This window comes from Flavobacterium sp. 38, assembly GCF_057799715.1.
In genome coordinates this window covers 260,206-277,774 of record NZ_JBYNWZ010000004.1, presented here as the reverse complement: position 1 = coordinate 277,774, position 17,569 = coordinate 260,206, and the positions used below count along the sequence as shown (strand labels likewise).

At 32.5% G+C, this 17,569-nt stretch carries 19 protein-coding genes; 8 read left to right on the top strand and 11 right to left on the bottom strand.

What is annotated here, in order from left to right; all coding sequences use genetic code 11:
- Positions 1-40: 40 nt before the first annotated feature.
- The 10 genes from AC3E9W_RS12575 to AC3E9W_RS12530 form a co-directional block, all read right to left on the bottom strand.
- The gene (locus tag AC3E9W_RS12575) at positions 41-217 is read right to left on the bottom strand and encodes a hypothetical protein (protein WP_306159226.1); all 177 of its coding nucleotides are present in this window, start codon (positions 215-217) and stop codon (positions 41-43) included.
- Between the two features lie 213 nt (positions 218-430).
- Positions 431-610, bottom strand: coding sequence for a hypothetical protein (locus AC3E9W_RS12570; RefSeq protein ID WP_306159227.1), 180 nt, complete (start codon positions 608-610; stop codon positions 431-433).
- A gap of 118 nt (positions 611-728) precedes the next feature.
- Positions 729-1,778, bottom strand: a complete 1,050-nt coding sequence (locus tag AC3E9W_RS12565; protein WP_306159229.1) for a hypothetical protein — start codon at positions 1,776-1,778, stop codon at positions 729-731.
- Positions 1,768-2,202, bottom strand: coding sequence for a MauE/DoxX family redox-associated membrane protein (locus AC3E9W_RS12560; RefSeq protein ID WP_306159231.1), 435 nt, complete (start codon positions 2,200-2,202; stop codon positions 1,768-1,770). The genes AC3E9W_RS12565 and AC3E9W_RS12560 overlap by 11 nt, the downstream gene beginning before the upstream one ends.
- 195 nt (positions 2,203-2,397) lie before the next feature.
- On the bottom strand, positions 2,398-3,444 hold the full coding sequence (locus AC3E9W_RS12555) for an endonuclease/exonuclease/phosphatase family protein (protein WP_488768593.1): 1,047 nt from the start codon (positions 3,442-3,444) through the stop codon (positions 2,398-2,400).
- Between the two features lie 17 nt (positions 3,445-3,461).
- Positions 3,462-4,325, bottom strand: coding sequence for a rhomboid family intramembrane serine protease (locus AC3E9W_RS12550; RefSeq protein WP_488768591.1), 864 nt, complete (start codon positions 4,323-4,325; stop codon positions 3,462-3,464).
- A gap of 42 nt (positions 4,326-4,367) precedes the next feature.
- Positions 4,368-5,180: a rhomboid family intramembrane serine protease gene (locus tag AC3E9W_RS12545; RefSeq protein WP_306159237.1), complete on the bottom strand. Its 813-nt coding sequence runs from the start codon at positions 5,178-5,180 to the stop codon at positions 4,368-4,370.
- Positions 5,177-7,117: a DNA mismatch repair endonuclease MutL gene (gene mutL, locus AC3E9W_RS12540; protein ID WP_488768589.1), complete on the bottom strand. Its 1,941-nt coding sequence runs from the start codon at positions 7,115-7,117 to the stop codon at positions 5,177-5,179. Before mutL ends, AC3E9W_RS12545 begins: the two co-directional genes overlap by 4 nt.
- Positions 7,118-7,283: 166 nt before the next feature.
- On the bottom strand, positions 7,284-7,856 hold the full coding sequence (ribH, locus tag AC3E9W_RS12535) for a 6,7-dimethyl-8-ribityllumazine synthase (protein ID WP_456895805.1): 573 nt from the start codon (positions 7,854-7,856) through the stop codon (positions 7,284-7,286).
- Positions 7,857-7,939: 83 nt separating this feature from the next.
- Positions 7,940-8,719: a tetratricopeptide repeat protein gene (locus AC3E9W_RS12530; protein WP_306159243.1), complete on the bottom strand. Its 780-nt coding sequence runs from the start codon at positions 8,717-8,719 to the stop codon at positions 7,940-7,942.
- A 306-nt stretch (positions 8,720-9,025) separates the two neighbouring features.
- Between AC3E9W_RS12530 and recF the strand changes: the two genes are divergently transcribed.
- The 3 genes from recF (at position 9,026) to AC3E9W_RS12515 (ending at position 12,317) form a co-directional block, all read left to right on the top strand.
- Positions 9,026-10,105 (top strand): DNA replication/repair protein RecF, encoded by a 1,080-nt coding sequence (gene recF / locus AC3E9W_RS12525; protein WP_488768588.1) that lies wholly within the window; start codon positions 9,026-9,028, stop codon positions 10,103-10,105.
- Positions 10,106-10,485: 380 nt separating this feature from the next.
- Positions 10,486-11,163: a DUF2461 domain-containing protein gene (locus AC3E9W_RS12520; RefSeq protein WP_488768587.1), complete on the top strand. Its 678-nt coding sequence runs from the start codon at positions 10,486-10,488 to the stop codon at positions 11,161-11,163.
- A gap of 101 nt (positions 11,164-11,264) precedes the next feature.
- Positions 11,265-12,317, top strand: a complete 1,053-nt coding sequence (locus AC3E9W_RS12515; RefSeq protein WP_488768586.1) for a glycosyltransferase — start codon at positions 11,265-11,267, stop codon at positions 12,315-12,317.
- A 2-nt stretch (positions 12,318-12,319) separates the two neighbouring features.
- On the opposite strand, the gene AC3E9W_RS12510 is transcribed toward AC3E9W_RS12515, so the two are convergent.
- Positions 12,320-12,808 carry a hypothetical protein gene (locus AC3E9W_RS12510; RefSeq protein ID WP_488768585.1) on the bottom strand — a complete coding sequence of 163 codons (489 nt, stop codon included), beginning with the start codon at positions 12,806-12,808 and terminating at the stop codon, positions 12,320-12,322.
- A gap of 168 nt (positions 12,809-12,976) precedes the next feature.
- Between AC3E9W_RS12510 and murB the strand changes: the two genes are divergently transcribed.
- The 5 genes from murB (at position 12,977) to AC3E9W_RS12485 (ending at position 17,441) form a co-directional block, all read left to right on the top strand.
- Complete coding sequence (gene murB / locus AC3E9W_RS12505; protein ID WP_488768584.1) at positions 12,977-13,990, top strand: UDP-N-acetylmuramate dehydrogenase; 1,014 nt, start codon at positions 12,977-12,979, stop codon at positions 13,988-13,990.
- A gap of 115 nt (positions 13,991-14,105) precedes the next feature.
- On the top strand, positions 14,106-14,720 hold the full coding sequence (locus AC3E9W_RS12500; RefSeq protein ID WP_488768583.1) for an FMN-binding negative transcriptional regulator: 615 nt from the start codon (positions 14,106-14,108) through the stop codon (positions 14,718-14,720).
- Positions 14,721-14,804: 84 nt separating this feature from the next.
- The gene (locus tag AC3E9W_RS12495) at positions 14,805-15,911 is read left to right on the top strand and encodes a glycosyltransferase (RefSeq protein WP_488768582.1); all 1,107 of its coding nucleotides are present in this window, start codon (positions 14,805-14,807) and stop codon (positions 15,909-15,911) included.
- The gene (locus AC3E9W_RS12490) at positions 15,902-16,453 is read left to right on the top strand and encodes an RNA polymerase sigma factor (protein ID WP_177212169.1); all 552 of its coding nucleotides are present in this window, start codon (positions 15,902-15,904) and stop codon (positions 16,451-16,453) included. Before AC3E9W_RS12495 ends, AC3E9W_RS12490 begins: the two co-directional genes overlap by 10 nt.
- A 157-nt stretch (positions 16,454-16,610) precedes the next feature.
- Entirely contained in the window at positions 16,611-17,441 is an 831-nt protein-coding gene (locus tag AC3E9W_RS12485) for an energy transducer TonB (RefSeq protein ID WP_488768581.1), read from the top strand.
- Positions 17,442-17,569 lie beyond the last annotated feature (128 nt).

The window sequence follows — 17,569 nt, the reverse complement described above, 5'->3', positions numbered from 1 at the left end:
CTAATAAGTTAGGAAAGCCAAACAATAATTTTCTGATTTTTTACGTGTTATAGACACCTACAATCACTTGACCACTATCTGTTTTACCACATTCTCCTCGTGCACCAGAGCAGCCACCATCATCTTTTTTATCTTTCTGAGCCGTACTAATTGACGAACTTAAAGAAGCAACTGTTATTCCCATAATTGCAATGATAAATCTTAATTTTGTTCTCATAATTTTTTATTTATAATAATTAATAATATTTAGTTACACCCACATTTCCCAGTGATACGATTACCATCTGCAGTTATGCCACACTCTCCATTCCCTGGTGAACAATCGGTTGGATCTTGTTTATCTTTTTGAGCATTTATCACTCCCGACGAATACAAAGAAATTGTAATACCAAAAACAGCAACAACAAATTTTAAATAACTGTTCATACTTTTACTCATTATAAGTTCCACTGATTATATTACCATCACCTGTTCTTCCACAGATTTGGCTATTTAACGTACATGTACCTGAAGGATCTTTCTTGTCTTTTTGAGCACTTACAACGCCAGATGCACACAAAGAAATTACAACTCCAAAAACAGCAACAACAAATTTTAAATAATTTTTCATTTTTTTAGTGTATTTAAATTAATTAATAGAATACTTTGAAACAATTCAATTTATAAATTGAACATTAACATTGAAAATTATGGACACAAGAAATCTTTTTATTTCTTCCTAGTACAACTTATAACAAATTAAAGACCGCATAATCTGTACTAAATCCCATTACTATTTTATTATCTTTAAGCATAACAATTTCAATACTTTTCGAATCAAAATTTTTATAAAAAAATTTGATGCTTTTCTCATACTTAAATGAATCAGAAGAATAAATATCAACTAATATTTCACTTTCAAGGGGAGATCTTGCTGAAAAAACAAATACATTTCCGTTTTTCAAAAAAAAACCCATATTTGTATTTCTAGTTGTTCCTCTCGCATAAAAACTATCTCCTTTGTTATTTTTTAATATTTTAGGTAAAGGAACATCCTCTTTTGTTGTTAAAACTTTTTTATAAGACCCTGTTTGAGAGGAGAAAAAATAAATTTTGGAATATTTATTACAGAAGTATGCTAAAAGACCATTATCACTATTATAAGAGAAACTTCCTGAATACTGTAATGATGCACTTATTACATTGCTTTCCTTAGATTCGCTCAAGGTTTTCAATAAATCAACCGTTGAAAATTTTGTATCTATAATAAAAAAACCCGTGTAATAAACTTCATTTTTTAATAATTCACCAAAAGAAATAAATTTGTTATTTGAATCCTTCAAAGGTAAAAGTGAAACAATTTTAAAATTTTCTAAATTTATTTCTTTTCTATTTTTAGAAATTAAATTATAATTATATAGTTTAAATTTTTGAATATAAAACAAACTATTATTAGTACATAACTTCATATCTGCGTTTGAAGGTAAATCTACATCTTTACTGTTTTTTTTCTCAAAATTTAAATCCGACAAATACAATTTATAAAAAACAGTAGAATTTACATTCTCTAAAAGTTCTTTCTCAACTAATAAACTATCTGAATTGACGTTCATTAAAAAATCACTTTTATCATTGAGTTTAGAAATGGTTTTGGAAAATTTCAAAAAATCATTCTTAACAAAAGCTCTTTCAAAATAATAATTCTTTTTTGAACTTGAATTTGCTAGATTCAAAATTGTTATACAAACTATAATCGCTACAAAAACTGTAATCAGTCCCGTAAAATACTTATTTTTCATTATTAAGGGAATGGAATGTTAAAAAAGAAAATATAGAAGCAATAATTAATGTAATATTAATTACTAAATGATAAGAATATTGTAAGCCATTTAAAACTCCACCACAACCACATACTTCATATAATCCCTTGAAATTCAAAACTGATATGTATAATGTAAATGCTAAAAAAGTTATACAACTGAGCAACAACCCATTTTTTCTGTAAAAAATTAAAAGCAAGATTAAAGCTATTTCTAAAATGATTACACAAATGGAAAATACATCTGCAAAATCTGGAGTAAAAAGTGTGGTTTTAATCAAATTCGTCCTAAAAGATTGTAATTTAATCAATTTATTCGATGCTGTGTAGCATAGAAAAAACACTAAAAAGTAATAAAATAATTCAGCTATCTTAATTTGAGTTTTAACAGTTTCTTTAATCATCTAACAATATTATTTGTAAATATTTTTCTATTTTTCGCAACAAACATATGTAAGCAAAAGATAAAAAACAAGAAAAAACTTTAAGAAATTTCAACGAAAAACAAAAAAAACTTACAAATATATGATTTTGAACATATTAAGAAAAACCTTATTTTTTGATAAATTGATTTTTTAAATGTTAACTAATATAAAAAATCATTCCATCGAAAGCCTTGTCATAATCGGATAGTGATCTGAATTTTCGAAATCAGAAAAGCTTTCAAATTGTTTTACTTTCATTTTACTGTCTGTAAAAATGAAGTCAATTCTTGCTGGATAATATTTGAATTTATAAGTAGCTCCAAAACCTTCTCCCGCTTCTTCAAAAGCATCTTTTTGCTTTCCTTTAATACTTCGGTATACATACGAAAACGGACTGTTGTTCATATCGCCGCATATAATAAACGGAGTTTTACACTGCTTAATATTTTCTTTAAAAATTTCAGCCTGTTCTTGCTGCTGCTTGAATCCTTTACTTATTCTAGCATAGATACGTTGCGATTTCTTTTGGTTTACATTATCAATATCATCAGAAATCTCACTCACATCGGGAGATATTTTAATAGACTGCAAGTGCATATTATAAACGCGAATAACATCTTTTCCACGCTTTATATCAGCATATACTACATTATTATCCGACTTTGGAAAAATAATTTTACCCTCATTTATTATAGGAAATTTTGAAAAAATAGCCTGCCCTGTTTTAATCTTTTTACCGTCAATAAAAATATAGCGGTGCGGATACACTTTTAAATCTAAATGTGCAGAATTAGAATATTCTTGAATACACAAAATATCAGGATCTTTTTCGTCAATAAATCCTTTAATATTTTCTGGAATATCATCACGGTCCAGCCACTTAAAAACATTAAAAAGTCGGACATTATAACTCATTACAGAAAAGTCTTTTTCGTCTTTAATATACTCTTTGGCAGAAAATTTATAGAATTTACTAATGAATGTAATTCCGGTCAGCAAAACCAAACCAGACAAAATAAGGCGTTTTTTAAACTGAATTCCCCAATAGACAAAAAACAATATGTTTGCCACAAAAAATGCTGGCATAAACAGCGTAAGCACCGATAAAAGCGGAAAGCTTTTGGGTGCTAAAAAAGGTAAAACATAGACACTAAATGTAAGCACAGTCAGCACTATGTTCAAAAAGAACATTATTTTATTAAACCAAGAAAGGTTTTTCATATTTATTTCCTACAAGTTTATTTTCCAGCTTTAAATAAAAACTCTTTTTCTTCTTTTGTCAGACAATCGTATCCCGACTGGCTTATTTTGTCTAAAATTTCATCAATCTGCTGTTGCGTTTTATCTTTCGTAACAATTCTTGATGTCGTTTTTTCTGTAGGTTTTTTGTAATTTTTATGAACTTTTGTGAATGGGGTCTTAGGAGATTTTCTAAAAAGATTTACAAAGAAATCTAGGGTTTTAGAAACAATGATACTTAAATCAGTACCGTTTTGAAGCAGTTTTATATAGGCAAATCCGAAAAATGCTCCCGCTAAATGCGAAATATGTCCGCCCATATTTCCGAGACGGAACTGCATTAAATCTAAAATTATAATAACCGCTGTGATATGCCAAAGCTTTACATTTCCGAACAGAAACAAACGAACGTTCATCAAAGGAGAATAGGTCGTTGCTGCCACCAAAATAGCCATTATAGCAGCAGATGCGCCAACAATTGAACCGCTTATATTAGAAAAATAAAAACTCAGCGCAAAAGCTACTCCAGCAAAAAGAGCGCTTAAAAGATATAAACCTAAATATTGTTTTTGGGTGAAATAGGTTAAAAACAAAGTGCTGGCAAAATTAAGCACCATCATATTGAACAACAGATGAAAAAATCCGTCGTGAAAAAAAGCGTACGTTAAAAAAGTCCAAGGCTTAAACATAAAAACCTGAGGATCTGATGACAATGCCAGCCAACTTGGAAAAGCAAACTGACCATTTGAATAATTATAGAAGAAAATAAGCGAGACAATAAAACAGGCAATATTCCAGTACATCACTCGCATGGCAATACCGCCCAATCTATACTGCAATTTTAAATCATCAAGAATATTCATAGAAACTCTTTTGTTTTAGAATTTGTACTTTAAAGTTAAAAATTAATTCCAACGGTTGTTATTAAACTGATTTTTTTTCCAGTATAACATCATTAAAAAACCTGCAATTGCACCACCAACGTGTGCGAAATGCGCAATTCCGGTTCCTCCGCTTCCAAATAAAGAACTTCCTTTAAAACCTAAAAATAAGTCAATTGCTAAAATTCCAGGAACAAAATATTTTGCTTTAATTGGAACAGGAATAAATAATAATGCCAATCCTGCGTTTGGAAACATAAATGCAAAAGCGGTTAGCAATCCATATATTGCTCCAGAAGCCCCTAAAACAGGAGATTGCATAATGGAACTCGCCTGTGCTAATGAATTGAATTGCTCTTGCGTGCAATGTGCTTTGTTTAAAATAGTAGCTATTTCGCCTTGAATCATTTTTCCGTTTGCATCAAATAACGCTGAATAGTCTGCATTCAAGATCATATGCATTTCAGCTTTTGACAAATTCAAATCAGAAACAGAACTTAATAGCGATTGAATCTGAAAATAATTTACTCCTGTATGAAGCAATGCCGCACCAAGTCCGCAAGAAATATAGAAAAACAAGAATTTTTTTCCGCCCCAGAAATGTTCCAATGCCGAACCAAAACTGTACAAAGCAAACATATTAAATAAAATATGTGCAAAGTTTGGCAGTGGCGCGTGCATAAACATATGCGTAATAATCTGCCAGATTCTGAAATGATCACTTTCAGGATAATACAGCATCAAATAGTCATATGAAATTGGAACTATCTGAGATCCAATAAAGAATATTATATTTATAATTAGCAGTTGTTTAACTACTGGAGTCATATTCATCATAAAGCAAACTTTTTATCTATATCTTCAACACGCATAGTGATAAAGGTAGGTTTTTGAAAAGGTGAAATATTTGGATCTTTACAAGCAAACAAACCGTTTACTAAGTTATCTTGTTCTTTTTCGGTTAAATAAGATCCTGTTTTAACCGCTAAACTTTTGGCCATCGACTTGGCAATTGTATCGTTTTGGCTGTAACTGTTTGCCGGAATTCCGTCCTGCAAATCGCTCAGCAATTGTTCTATAACTTGAGAAACTTCACTTTCTGTAATATTTACTGGAATCCCAGAAATGACAACATGATCCGTTTTACTTTCATCAAAAACAAATCCGGTTGTTGCTAACGAAGGTTTTAGTTCTTCAATCAATTTCATTTCGCTTGACGAATAAAACAAATCTAATGGAAACAGCAATTGCTGGCTAGAAGCTTGATTTACGGTCATATTCAGCAAAAATTGTTCGTACAAAATACGCTGATGTGCACGCTGCTGATCGACAATTATCATTCCTGATTTTATTGGCGAAACAATATATTTTTTATGAATCTGATACGTCTTCTGCGTCGCTTGTTCTACTTCTTCATCATCAAATAAAGAAGAGGTTACTTCCTCGTTTTCGAATGTAAATGGCGAACTTTCTAAGCTTTCTGGATTTTCGACATCTAGGCCAACATATAAACTTTCCCAGCTTGCAGTTGGTTCTACTCTTTTAGAATAACCCGAATACGATGATCCAGAAGATGAAGATCCTGATGAAGACGAAAATGATGAACCCGAACTATATCCCGATGATCCCGAAGAACCTTTGCTATAATGCTGATTCGTTTTATCATCTGTAAAAGGATTAAAAGTTCCGTCTACCTGAATAGTTGGCACTTCTGCTTCTACATCTTTATAATGATAAGGCGTATCTAAATTGGCATCTCTATCAAAATCTAAAACTGGAGCAACATTAAACTGCCCTAAACTATGTTTGATAGACGCTCTTAAAATAGCATACAAAGCCTGTTCGTCATCAAATTTAATTTCTGTTTTGGTTGGATGGATATTGATATCAATTGTATTTGGCGGAACTTGCAGATACAAGAAATAACTTGGCTGAGAACCATCCTTCAGCAATCCGTCGTAAGCAGACATTACTGCATGATGCAGAAAACTACTTTTTATAAATCGATCGTTTACAAAAAAGAACTGCTCTCCTCTATTTTTCTTAGCAAATTCAGGCTTGCAAACAAAACCTTGAACATTTATAATTTCTGTGTCTTCGTTTACCGGAACTAATTTTTCATTTGTTTTTCCAGACATAATACCAACAATTCTCTGGCGGTATCCTGCTGACGGAAGATTATACATCTCGCTGCCGTTATGGTAAAAACTAAAATGAATATTAGGATGCGCCAACGCTACACGCTGAAACTCATCCATAACATGTCGAAATTCAACCGTATCAGACTTTAAGAAATTACGGCGAGCGGGAATATTAAAAAATAAGTTTTTAACCGCAAATGAAGTTCCTTTTGGCAAAACGGCCACTTCTTGCGAAACAAATTTACTTCCTTCAATTATAATATGTGTGCCCAGTTCGTCCTGATCTTGTTTGGTTTTCATTTCCATGTGAGCAATCGCCGCAATTGAAGCCAAAGCCTCTCCACGGAAACCTTTTGTTCCCAACGAAAACAAATCTTCTGCCTGACGGATTTTGGAAGTAGCATGACGGGCAAAACACAAACGCGCATCGGTAACGGTCATTCCGACACCATTATCGATAACCTGAACTAGCGATTTACCAGCATCTTTTATAATTAATTTAATATCAGTTGCTTTGGCATCAACAGCATTTTCTAACAATTCTTTTACGACTGAAGCTGGTCTTTGAACCACCTCTCCAGCAGCAATTTGGTTAGCAACGTGATCAGGAAGCAATTGAATAATACTCGACATTAAGCAAAAATAATTTTAAAGTTTAGATTCGGTTTTTATAAACCAAGAAGTACAAATTTAGTGAATTTTGATTGGCTTTTAGAATAAGAATAATCATAAAAAAAACAAAAAAACCTATACCGTTATTACACAGTATAGGTTTTAATCTTATTAAAACAAATGTGTCTTATTCGTTTTCTATTTTTCTTGGAGAATCTTCAATTTGAAGCGCTCCTGAAGACAATAATGGCTGATTAAAAACATGTGCTATTGAAGCCTGCTGGCGAATGTAAGCCATTTTGATTGCTGCAATTGCCGCTTCTGTTCCTTTGTTTCCATGAACTCCTCCGCTTCTGTCAATTGACTGCTGCATATTATTATCTGTTAAAACACAGAAAATAACTGGGATATCAGTTTGAACATTTAGATCTTTAATTCCTTGTGTCACACCTTCACAAACAAAGTCGAAGTGTTTTGTTTCTCCTTGAATTACGCATCCAATTACGATAACGGCATCAACATTTTGTGTCTGAAGCATTTTTTTAGCTCCGTAAATCAGCTCAAAACTTCCCGGAACATTCCAACGGATAATTTGCTGAGCAGGAACATCACAATCAACTAAAGCGTCAAAAGCGCCATTATAAAGTCCTTCTGTTATAGTATCATTCCATTCAGAAACAACAATCCCAAACCGAAAGTCTTTCGCGTTTGGGATTGTGTTTTTATCGTATTCTGATAGATTTTTATTTTCAGTAGCCATCTGTATATTTTAGATTTTAGATATTAAATTTCAGATTGCTAAAATACGAATCTAAAATCTAAAATCTTAACTCTACAATAATATTATTGCGCTAATCCGATCAAAGCATCAACTTGTGCTGCTTCTGGAGTACTGTCGTAATTATCTTTAATGTCATTGAAATATTTCAATGCATCTTCTTTTTGTCCTAAAGCTAAAGCCGTTTTTCCAGCTTTTAGCAAGAAACGAGGCGTTGTAAAATCGTTTTTGTTAGACTCAGCAGCTTTTACATAAAAATCTAAAGCTTCTTTTTGCTGATTTTTTTGAGAGTAAGCATCTCCTGTAGCACCTTTTGCTAAAGCAGTTAAGACTACATCTTCCGATTTGAATTCACCTAAATATTTAATTGCCTCATCAAATTTACCAGTATTTAAGTAAGCAATACCAGCATAGTAATTTGCTAAGTTTCCAGCATCTGTTCCAGAATATTCGTCAGCGATTTTAATAAATCCGAATTTACCTTCAGAACCATTCAATGATAATTTGAATAATGAATCGCTAGAAACACCATTTACTGCTTTTTCGAAGTTTTGCTGAGCAACAAACATTTCACTTGCAGCTTCTTCTTGTTTTGGAGTAGCAATAAATTTTTGGTAAGCCAAATATCCAATTGTAGCAACTGCAATACCAGCAACTAAACCAATAATGATTTTTTGATTTTTAGCCACCCAATCCTCAGTTTTTGAAGCAGTTTCGTCTAATTTTGAGAAAACTCCAGCCGTTGTGCTATCTTTTTCATCAATAACTACTTGTTGCTCTTCAGTAACTTCTTTAACTTCCTTTTCTTTTGGTGTCTTATATCCTCTTTTATTGTAAGTTGCCATTTAAAATTTATTTAGTGAACGGCAAAAATAAAATTTTTATTGAAATTGACGTAAAAAATTTCAATTTTATCACTATTTTAAAAGAAATATTTTGCAATTGCTTTTTTGCTTCCGCGAAAGCGTAAAAAACAAATCAACTCAAAACCACGGCATACCCATTTACAATAGCACTTTTGGGATAATTGTAGCACTAAATTACAATCCTCTTTTTGTATGTAAGAAACGGAAGATTTTGAATTGAATTTCTAAAACTATTAAACTTCTTTAAGAATCTTCCTTTTTGTACCTTTGTACTTTCTTTCAAAAATGCATTTAAACAAAATCTCTTTATTTAATTACAAAAACTTTTCCGAAGCAAATTTTGATTTCGACATCAAAATCAACTGTTTTGTGGGTAAAAATGGCATTGGAAAAACCAATGTGCTTGATGCCATTTACCATTTGGCTTATGGAAAAAGTTATTTTAATCCGCTTGCTGTTCAAAACATCAAACACGGCGAAGAGTTTTTTGTGATTGATGCCGAACTAGAAAAAAATGATAGAACCGAGCAGATTGTCTGCAGTTTAAAAAAAGGACAGAAAAAGGTTTTAAAGCGAAACGGAAAACCTTACGATAAATTCTCAGATCATATCGGATTTATTCCGCTGGTTATTATTTCGCCGGCAGATCGCGATTTGATTATTGAAGGAAGCGAAACACGCCGTAAATTTATGGACAGTGTGATTTCGCAGTTAGACGCCACTTATCTGCACGAATTAATACAATACCAAAAGGTAATTACACAGCGAAATGCGCTTTTAAAATATTTTGCTCTGAATCATGTTTTTGATAACGATACCTTATCTATATATAATGAGCAGCTGCAAGGTTACGGAAAATCGATTTTTGAAAAACGAAAAGATTTTCTTGAGCAGTTTATACCTATATTTAACAAACATCATCACGAAATAACAGGTTCTGAAGAAAGTGTGCAGCTGGTTTACGAAAGTCATTTGTTCGAAAAAGATCTTCTGACGCTTTTACAGGAAAACATTAACAAAGATCGAGCGCTTCACTACACAACTGTTGGAACTCATAAAGACGATTTATCTTTTGAAATTGATTCGCATCCGATAAAAAAATTCGGGTCGCAAGGACAGCAAAAATCTTTTCTGATTGCTTTAAAATTGGCGCAATTTGAATTCTTGAAAAAACAAAGTGGTGTAAAACCCATTCTTTTGTTTGATGATATTTTTGACAAACTGGACGAAACGCGCGTTGCCAAAATCATAGAAATGGTAAACAGCGAAACGTTTGGACAGCTTTTTATTTCTGACACACATCCAGAAAGAACCGAAGCGATTGTAAAATCGACGCATCAGAGTTATAAGATATTTAATCTATAAAGTTTTTGTTTGCCACGAATTACACGAATTTACGCTAATTAATTTTACGCATTTTATTTTAGCCACAGATTGAGAGGTTTTACCACAAATTACACAAATTTTCACAAATTATTTTTTTGCTCAGAATAGAGAATTGTAATGATTAAAAATCTGTGCGCATCTATGAAATCTGTAGATACACTGGTTAGAAATTAATTTGCGCAAATTTGTGTAATTTGTGGTTGAAATCTTTGCGGCAACATTTTCGCCTCAGATTAAAGGGATAAAATTTGTGTTAATTTGTGAAATTCGTGGCAAAAAACAATTCGTGGCAAACTTTCTTTTAAGAAATCAGTAAATTAGCAAAAACATTAACTGCAATAAATAATATATAAAGGTATATGCTAACGAAAGAATCATTGCAATTTTTAGACGATTTAAAAAAGAACAACAATCGAGAATGGTTTCAGGAAAATAAAAAACGATACGAAGTTTTCAAGAAAGATTACCATCAATTGGTAGGTGATTTTTTGGATGCCATGAAACCACTTGATCCTTCATTAGAATTACTTGAAGTTAAAAACTGTACTTTCAGAATTAATCGCGACATTCGTTTTTCTAAAGACAAATCGCCATACAAAGCACATTTGGGCGTTTGGATGTCAGCGGGTGCAAAAGGCGCAAATCGTTCTGGTTATTACGTTCACATCGAAAAAGGCGCGAGTTTTATTGCTGGCGGATTCTATTCGCCTGAAGCAGAAGATTTAAAGAAAGTCCGTAAAGAAATTGCTTTTTTCTATGACGATTTACAAGAAATTCTAAATGATAAAAATTTCAAAAAGGAATTCGGAAGTTTAGACGTAAACGAAAACAATTCGCTTAAAAGCATGCCACGCGGTTACGAAAAAGACCATCCGGCAATTGAGTTTTTGAAATTAAAAAGCTTTACAGCAACTCAAAAATATGATATTTCTGAAGTTACACAGAAAGACTTCGTTAAGAAAATGAGCCAAAAACTTATTGCTCTAAAACCACTTAACGAATTTATCAACCGCGCTTTGGAAACTGACGAATTTTAGTTTTATTTGCCACGGATTTCACAGATTCTCACAGATTATTTTTTAGCAACTGCAAAAAATCTTTTTAATCATTTTAATCTGTGGCGAAAAAAAACAATCGAATGAAAAGGAAAATACTTTTTCTTGGAGAATCTTATCGCGCCGATGCTATAACTTGGATGAAAGGTTTGAAGGAATTTGGCGATTTTGAAATTATAACTTGGGAACTTCAAACTTCTAACAATTATAGATTCAAACGTATTTTAGAATATCTTTTTTCTCCGCTTTCCATTCGAAAAATCATTAAAAAAGAAAAACCAGATATGGTAATTGCAGAAAGAACGACCAGTTACGGTTTTCTTGCAGCAATATCCGGATCTAAAACCATTGCCATCGCACAGCAAGGCCGAACCGATTTATGGCCTGAAGGCTCTGTTTTATATCCGTTTAAAAAGTTCATTCAAAAATATGCCTTCAAAAAAGCACATTTAATTCACGCTTGGGGGCCAGTAATGGCAATTCATATGAAGGCAACGGGTGTAGATATGAATAAAGTTTTGGTTCTCCCTAAAGGAATTAATCTATCACTTTTTAGTCCTTCGACTAATAATTCAAATAAAATTGAAGCAATTGTAACGCGTTCGCTTCAACCAGAATACCGACACGATTCTATTTTAAAATCTTTCGGAATTTTAAATCAGAAAGGAATTGACTTCTCACTGACAATTGTCGGCGATGGAAATAGATTGCAGTTTTTGAAAAATTTAGCAACAGAACTTCAAATCGAAAATAAAGTGATTTTTACGGGAAGGATTCCGAATACTGAACTTCCAAAATTATTGCAGCAATCGAACATTTATATCAGTATGCCAATTACAGAAGGCGTTTCTGCTTCTTTGTTCGAGGCTATGGCTTGCAATTGTTTTCCCATAGTTTCTGATATTCCAGGAAATCAAAGCTGGATTACACATCGTGAAAACGGACAGTTGATTGAAATTGATAATATCGAAATGTTAGCTGAAGAATTGATCTGGTCTTTTGAAAATCCTGAATTACGAAACGAAGCGATTATTCGAAATAGAAAATTTGTTGAAGAGAATGCTAATTATGATACTAATATGAAGATTATTTCAGAGAAATATCATGAGTTATTAAACTCACAAACAAGTAAATAGTTTTAGCTTTTATTTTTTTGATCGGCCAAAGAAACTTTTTTATCATCCTCCAAAACTCCGTTACTCGGAATTAATCGAATTGTTCCCCCTTCTTCATGAATGTAAAAGACACCTAAATCTTTAATAATATCTTCTTTACTCAAGTTTTTCATTTTGCAAGTTAATCCAACAAAATGAGCCTCTTTTACAATTAAATGTATATGATTAGTATCAACTTGCACATATGTTCCAGAAGTAAAAACGAAACAATCATTAAGACATTTTACTGCCGCACCACAAAAAAATGTACCATCTGACTTAAATGTTAAACTACGACCGTAATTAGCTTCTTTCTCTTTTGTCAAAGAATATTCTGCAACATCTGTATACCCAATTATATCTTTTGTTTTCCATTCTCCTACTATATTACTTTGCGCAAAAGAAGATATTGACAAAAATATATTTAGAATAAGAAAAAATACTAGTCTGTTTCTACTAATTGATTTTGACATAATTACACTATTACATTTAATTCAAACTTACAAAAAATGGTTACTCAATTTATAAAAAAACAAGCAAAGTTTCTGTCCTAAAAAAAAGCTTTACAAACTTTACATCTTCGAGGTCAAACCAAAAATTATAATTCATACTTTTGAACTATATTAAAAAGCCTTTTATTTATGGAAATCCAATCCAATTTTTCTTTAAAAAAATATAATACTTTCGGCATTGAAGCCAATGCAAAACAATTCGTTGCCGTTCATTCTATTGCTGAACTAAAGACAGTTTTACAAGAAAACAAAAACGAGAAAAAATTTATTTTGGGTGGTGGAAGCAATATGCTTTTAACCAAAGACATTGAGGCGCTGGTTATTCATATCGATTTAAAAGGTAAAAAAATCATAAAAGAAGACGACGATTTTGTTTGGGTCGAAAGTCAGGCGGGAGAAACTTGGCATGATTTTGTTCTTTGGACCATTGAAAATAATTTTGGAGGCTTAGAAAACATGTCGCTTATTCCTGGAAATGTTGGCACAACTCCAGTTCAGAACATCGGCGCTTACGGAACTGAGATTAAAGACACCTTTGTTTCTTGCGAAGCGATGAATATTGCAACTCAAGAAATGAAAACTTTTGATAATGCCGAATGTAATTTTGGCTACCGCGAAAGTATTTTCAAACATGAAGTAAAAGACCAATATATTATTACTTCGGTTATATTTAAACTGACCAAACGCAATCATAAAATCAATACTTCTTACGGAGATATTTTGGCAGAATTGGCCAAAAACAATATTACAGAACCAACTTTAAAAGATGTCAGCAATGCTGTAATTGCCATTAGACAAAGTAAATTACCCGATCCGAAAGAATTAGGAAACAGCGGAAGTTTCTTTAAAAACCCAATTATATCAAAATCTGAATTTGAGAAAATCCATCAGAAATTCCCAGAAATGAAGTTTTATGAAGTTTCTGAAACTGAAGTAAAAGTTCCTGCGGGTTGGCTAATTGAACAAGCAGGTTTTAAAGGAAAACGTTTTGGCGACGCTGGAGTTCATAAAAATCAAGCGTTAGTTTTGGTGAATTACGGGAACGCAACGGGACAGGAAATTTTAGCTGTTTCGAAAGAAGTTCAGAAAACCGTTTTTGAAAAATTTGGAATCCAAATTGAAGCGGAAGTAAATGTAATTTAAAAAACACATTTCACTAATTTTCACGAATTAACCTTTTGTCAGGCTGAGCGGAGTCGAAGCCCTTATGAAAAACATTTCGACTTCGCTCAATGTGACAAATTGCATAAACAAGAATATGTACACTCCAGACTTATACAAAAACGAAAATCAGGAAGAAATTAGAGCTTTTTTAAAAGAAAATAGTTTTGGAATCCTGATAAATCAGACAAACGGGAAATTGACCGCTACACATATTCCGATAGAATTAGAATTGAATGCTGATGGAAAAGAAGTTTTGCAGGGGCATATTTCAAAACTGAATCCGCAGGCTGAAGGTTTTAAGGAAAATGATCAAGTTTTGGCTGTTTTTACGGGTCCGCACAGTTATATTTCTTCTTCTTGGTACGATCATGAAAATGTTCCTACTTGGAATTATATAGCCGTACATGTTTACGGAAAAATCAAGATCGTAGATTACAAAACTTCTGTAGAGCAACTGAAAAAGCTTGTAGATAAATATGAAGTAAATTCTGCAAACCCAGTTCGTGTTGAAGATTTATCTCAAAAAACAATGCGTGAAGCGCGCGGAATCTTTGGTTTTGAAATTGAAATTGAAGAAATTCAGGCAACCAAAAAACTTTCTCAAAACCGCGACGATCATAATTATACAAACATAATTTCGGAACTGGAAAAAACCGAAAACCCTCAGTCTATTGCTGTTGCAAAAGAAATGTCAAAATGCCGAAAGTAAATCGGTTTTGGCTATTGAATTTAGCGAATTGATAAGTACATTTGCAGTCGCAGAACGTGAAATTAATAGAACCTAATAAATCAGATGCTTATATACATATTTTACTTTTTTATTGCTATTGTTGTAGTTCAACTTTTTTATTATCTCGGAATTTTTGGAAAATTTGCATTTGCCAAACCACAGCATGTAAAACCTAAAAATCTTCCAGTTTCTGTAATTGTTTGCGCAAAAAACGAAGAAGAGAATGTTAAAAAATTCATTCCGCTTTTGGCACAGCAAGATTACCCTGATTTTGAAATTGTTTTAATTGACGACGCTTCCAGCGATGAAACTCTTGAAGTTTTTGAAGAATTTGAAAAAGAATTTTCTAATATCCGTTTGGTAAAAGTCGAGAATAATGAAGCTTTTTGGGGAAATAAAAAATACGCTTTAACGCTTGGAATAAAAGCTGCAAAAAAAGATTATTTATTATTTACAGATGCAGACTGTTTTCCAAATTCGAAAGACTGGATCACGTCGATGACTTCGCAATTTACTATGAACAAAACAATCGTTTTGGGCTATGGCGGTTACGAAAAAGTAGAGCGTTCATTTCTAAACAAAGTTATTCGCTTTGAAACCGTCCTTACTGCAATGCAATATTTTTCATGGGCAAAAATAGGACTTCCGTATATGGGAGTCGGCAGAAATCTTGCCTATAAAAAAGAAGAGTTTTTTAATGTAAACGGCTTTATTGATCACATTCAAATTCGCTCTGGCGATGACGATTTGTTTATTAATCAGGCTGCGAATAAAGAAAATACTACCATCTCTTATACACCAGAAAGTTTTACGTATTCAAAACCTAAAACAACTTACAAAGAATGGTTTACTCAGAAAAGAAGACACATTTCGACTGCAGAGCATTATAAGTTTTTTGACAAAATGCAGTTAGGATTATTCTTCCTGTCACAATTATTTTTCTTTTTATTAGTTATTATTTTATTAGCATTCCAATTTCAATGGATTGCGGTATTAGCCATTTTAGCAACACGCTATACTGTTGTATGGACAGTAATTGGATGTTCGGCAGGAAAATTAAAAGAAAAAGATATTAAAATTTGGTTTCCAGTTGTTGAGATAGCGCTTATATTAACGCAAATTAATATCTTTATAACTAATATCTTTTCAAAACCCGTATATTGGAAATAAATTCTAAAATAGAAAAAGCAAAAAAAGGCGATCAGATCGCCTTTACTTTTTTATTAGATCATTATTGGAATGAGGTGTATGCTTTTATGCTCAAACGTACCGAAAATGAAACCACTGCAGAAGATATTACCATTGAAACTTTCTCTAAAGCTTTTGACAAAATAGCCTCTTATAATCCAGAATTCCAGTTTAATACCTGGCTCATAGCGATTGCAAAAAATGTCTATATTGATTTACTTCGAAAAAAGAAAACCAATCTTTTTATAGAAATCACAGACAACGAAGACCAACAGGCATACAACATTGCCGACCCTACTCCATCTGCAGAAGATGCTTTAATTAAAGAACAGAATCTTTCTCGTCTGCTCTTATGCATCAAAGAACTTAAACCACACTACCAAGAAGTAATTCAGCTTCGTTATTTTCAAGAAATGTCTTATCAGGAAATTGCGGCTAAGATTGATGAGCCTTTAAGCAGCGTTAAAGTAAAGCTTTTACGTGCTAAAAAATTATTGGCAGAAATTATTGAACGTAACAGATAATTTATTATCTTTAAATAAAGAATAAATTATTATCACTTTTATTCTTAAAATAAATAGATTTCCACAACACTAAAACTACAACTTTTACGTTGTTAGCTCAAACCTAAACCTTTTCTGCGTATGATTTAAAGTTACTTAACCTTAAAACCCAAAAATTATGTCTAAATTAAGTATTTATGAAAACAAGTGGACCGATCTTGTTTTCGAGAACAAAAACAAAGAGTACGGCGCATACCAATTACGTCAAGAGAATTCTAAAAATTCTGTAACAGCTCTCTTTATGGGTTTATTGTTATTAACAGCTATAGGAAGTGCATCTGCACTCATTAGCAAATTTAATTCGTCAGTAATTGAACCTGAGCCAGAGCCAATGATTTACGAACCTCCAACGATTGTAAACATTGACCCTACTGTTGTGCCACCGCCACCAGCGCCACCTGCACCAGTAGTAGAACAAACTGCCGCAAGTCAAACAGATGCAGTTCAATTAACGAATCCTGTAGTAACTAGAACACAAGATGCGGTTCAAGAAATTGCACCAAATGTTGACAATGGTCCAGTTGTAGAAAACACTACTGGAACAGGAACGGCAACTAATACTTTGCCTACAACTGGAGGCGGAGGAGGAAATGGAGACGCTGCTTCGGTTGCACCACCAACTAACGATCCTGTTTCTGTTGCAGTTTTGGATAAACTTCCAGAATTTCCAGGCGGAATTGCTCAGTTTTACAAATATGTGGGAAACAATTTCCGCAGACCAGAGCTTGATGCAGAAAAAACATTAAGAGTGTATGTTTCGTTTGTAGTTGAAAAAGATGGATCGCTTACTGACATTATGGTTAAAAATGATCCTGGTTTCGGAATGGGAAAAGAAGCTGTTAGAGTTTTAAAATCATTAAAAACAAAATGGACTCCTGGAATCCTTAACGGACAAGCTGTAAGAACAGCATACAATCTTCCGATTACAATTAAAACAGAGGTTGAATAAAAAATAGATATTTTGAAAAGTGAAAAAGCAGAACTTTAGGTTCTGCTTTTTTGTTTATTTTTAATTCAAAAATCAACTACATTTACTGCTTCAAAAACGGATTTTATTTTAACGAATTAAAAACAAAA

Bases quoted from the DNA above. Each gene is read 5' to 3' on its own strand.
- AC3E9W_RS12575 (WP_306159226.1), bottom strand. From the start codon at position 217: ATGAGAACAAAATTAAGATTTATCATTGCAATTATGGGAATAACAGTT.
- AC3E9W_RS12570 (WP_306159227.1), bottom strand. From the start codon at position 610: ATGAAAAATTATTTAAAATTTGTTGTTGCTGTTTTTGGAGTTGTAATT.
- AC3E9W_RS12565 (WP_306159229.1), bottom strand. From the start codon at position 1,778: ATGAAAAATAAGTATTTTACGGGACTGATTACAGTTTTTGTAGCGATT.
- AC3E9W_RS12560 (WP_306159231.1), bottom strand. From the start codon at position 2,202: ATGATTAAAGAAACTGTTAAAACTCAAATTAAGATAGCTGAATTATTT.
- AC3E9W_RS12555 (WP_488768593.1), bottom strand. From the start codon at position 3,444: ATGAAAAACCTTTCTTGGTTTAATAAAATAATGTTCTTTTTGAACATA.
- AC3E9W_RS12550 (WP_488768591.1), bottom strand. From the start codon at position 4,325: ATGAATATTCTTGATGATTTAAAATTGCAGTATAGATTGGGCGGTATT.
- AC3E9W_RS12545 (WP_306159237.1), bottom strand. From the start codon at position 5,180: ATGATGAATATGACTCCAGTAGTTAAACAACTGCTAATTATAAATATA.
- mutL (WP_488768589.1), bottom strand. From the start codon at position 7,117: ATGTCGAGTATTATTCAATTGCTTCCTGATCACGTTGCTAACCAAATT.
- ribH (WP_456895805.1), bottom strand. From the start codon at position 7,856: ATGGCTACTGAAAATAAAAATCTATCAGAATACGATAAAAACACAATC.
- AC3E9W_RS12530 (WP_306159243.1), bottom strand. From the start codon at position 8,719: ATGGCAACTTACAATAAAAGAGGATATAAGACACCAAAAGAAAAGGAA.
- recF (WP_488768588.1), top strand. From the start codon at position 9,026: ATGCATTTAAACAAAATCTCTTTATTTAATTACAAAAACTTTTCCGAA.
- AC3E9W_RS12520 (WP_488768587.1), top strand. From the start codon at position 10,486: ATGCTAACGAAAGAATCATTGCAATTTTTAGACGATTTAAAAAAGAAC.
- AC3E9W_RS12515 (WP_488768586.1), top strand. From the start codon at position 11,265: ATGAAAAGGAAAATACTTTTTCTTGGAGAATCTTATCGCGCCGATGCT.
- AC3E9W_RS12510 (WP_488768585.1), bottom strand. From the start codon at position 12,808: ATGTCAAAATCAATTAGTAGAAACAGACTAGTATTTTTTCTTATTCTA.
- murB (WP_488768584.1), top strand. From the start codon at position 12,977: ATGGAAATCCAATCCAATTTTTCTTTAAAAAAATATAATACTTTCGGC.
- AC3E9W_RS12500 (WP_488768583.1), top strand. From the start codon at position 14,106: ATGTACACTCCAGACTTATACAAAAACGAAAATCAGGAAGAAATTAGA.
- AC3E9W_RS12495 (WP_488768582.1), top strand. From the start codon at position 14,805: ATGCTTATATACATATTTTACTTTTTTATTGCTATTGTTGTAGTTCAA.
- AC3E9W_RS12485 (WP_488768581.1), top strand. From the start codon at position 16,611: ATGTCTAAATTAAGTATTTATGAAAACAAGTGGACCGATCTTGTTTTC.